1 protein-coding gene is annotated in these 2,016 nt (G+C 39.5%); it reads left to right on the top strand.

The genetic code is table 11. The features are described 5' to 3' along the window. Window positions 1-1,872: glutamine--fructose-6-phosphate transaminase (isomerizing) (gene glmS, locus AC3DU7_RS32365; RefSeq protein ID WP_488043322.1), on the top strand; the 1,872-nt coding region annotated here is incomplete at its 5' end. Window positions 1,873-2,016 lie beyond the last annotated feature (144 nt).

Below are 2,016 nucleotides of genomic sequence, written 5' to 3'. Positions count from 1 at the left end.
GTTGGTTATATTGGTACGCAGTCAGCTACAGAAATTTTACTATCTGGACTAGAAAAACTAGAATATCGGGGTTATGATTCTGCCGGATTGGCCACTGTTTGGGAGGGGCAAATTAAATCTGTCCGCGCTAAGGGTAAACTACACAACCTGCGGGAAAAATTGGCCGGAATGGAAACACCAGCGAATATTGGTATTGGTCACACTCGTTGGGCGACTCATGGCAAACCGGAAGAATATAATGCTCATCCTCATACTGATGATACTGGGCGAGTGGCAGTAGTTCAAAATGGAATTGTTGAAAATTACCGGGAGTTACGCAAAGAATTAGAAGAGCGGGGACATAAATTTATTTCTGATACTGATACGGAAGTTATCCCCAACTCGATCGCAGAATTTTTATCTAATTTTACTGAAGGTAAAAGGGAAGCATTTTTAGAAGCTGTGCGTCAGACAGTGAATAAACTGGATGGAGCATTTGCGATCGCTGTTGTTTGTGCAGACTATCCCAATGAACTTATTGTTGCTAGACAACAAGCTCCTATATCTGTTGGTTTAGGGCAAGGAGAATTTTTCTGTGCTTCTGATACTCCTGCTCTTGTATCTCATACTCAAGTTGTTGTCACTTTAGAAAATGGTGAAATAGCTCGTTTAACACCTCTGGGGGTAGAAATTTATAACTTTGCAGGCGATCGCTTGAATAAAGTCCCCCGCATTCTTAACTGGAGTCCGACTTTAGTTGAGAAGCATATTTTTAAACATTTTATGCTCAAGGAAATTCACGAGCAACCAAATGTTGTCCGGGGTTGTTTAGACGCTTATATTAATAGTAATTGGGATATTAATAATAATCAGATTTCTCCGACGAATTTAGAGTTATCCCCTGCTCTATATCAAGATTTAGAACAAGTTGAAATATTTGCCTGTGGTACGAGTTGGCACGCTAGTTTAATTGGGAAATATTTATTAGAACAATTAGCTGGAATTTCTACTACAGTTAATTATGCTTCTGAAGCTCGTTATGCACCTTCTCCTCTGAGAAAAAACACTCTGATAATTGGTGTTACTCAATCTGGAGAAACCGCAGATACTTTAGCAACTTTGGCAATGGAACAACAGCGGCGTTTAGATAAACCAGCCGAATTTTCATCAAGGATGCTAGGAATTACCAATCGCAGTGAAAGTTCTATTGCTAATTTAGTAAATCAAATTATTGATATTCGGGCAGATATTGAAATTGGTGTGGCAGCTACTAAAACATTTGTGGCACAGGTAATAGCATTTTATTTCTTAGCTCTCGAATTAGGCTGGCAAAAACAATATTTATCTGGGAAAAAAATTGCAGAAATTGTTAATGGTTTGCGACAGATACCTGCACAAATGGAACAGATATTAGAGACTCAAGATAACCAAATAGAAGATTTTGCTCACCAGTTTAATGATACTCAAGATTTTATATTTGTGGGTAGAGGAATTAATTATCCAATTGCTTTAGAAGGTGCTCTCAAATTGAAAGAAATTAGTTATATTCATGCGGAAGGATATCCTGCTGGTGAGATGAAACATGGTCCGATCGCTTTGTTGGATGATAAAGTTCCTGTAGTTGCGATCGCTATGCCTGGTTTAGTATATGAAAAGGTGCTTTCTAATGCTCAGGAAGCTAAGGCGAGGGATGCAAAGTTAATTGGGGTGACTCCTGAAAGTACGGAAGCGGATGTGTTTGATCATGTTTTGGCAGTGCCTGCGGTGGATGAGTTGTTGTCTCCGATGTTGACTGTTATTCCTTTGCAGTTGTTAGCTTATCATATTGCTGCTCATCGTGGTTTGGATGTGGATCAACCTCGAAATTTAGCGAAGTCGGTGACTGTGGAGTAATGTTTCAGTGAACAGTTATCAGTTATCAGTTATCAGTATTTTCTGTTGAAATACTTGACGTTTTAATCCCCCCCAAACCCCCCTTTGAAAGGCAGGGCTAATTCATTGTCACGAGAGAAAAAAGAAGTGGGGGAGTGGGGGAGT

The sequence above is a fragment of the Okeania sp. genome, assembly GCF_983059655.1.
This window is presented reverse-complemented; position numbering and strand designations above follow the sequence as displayed.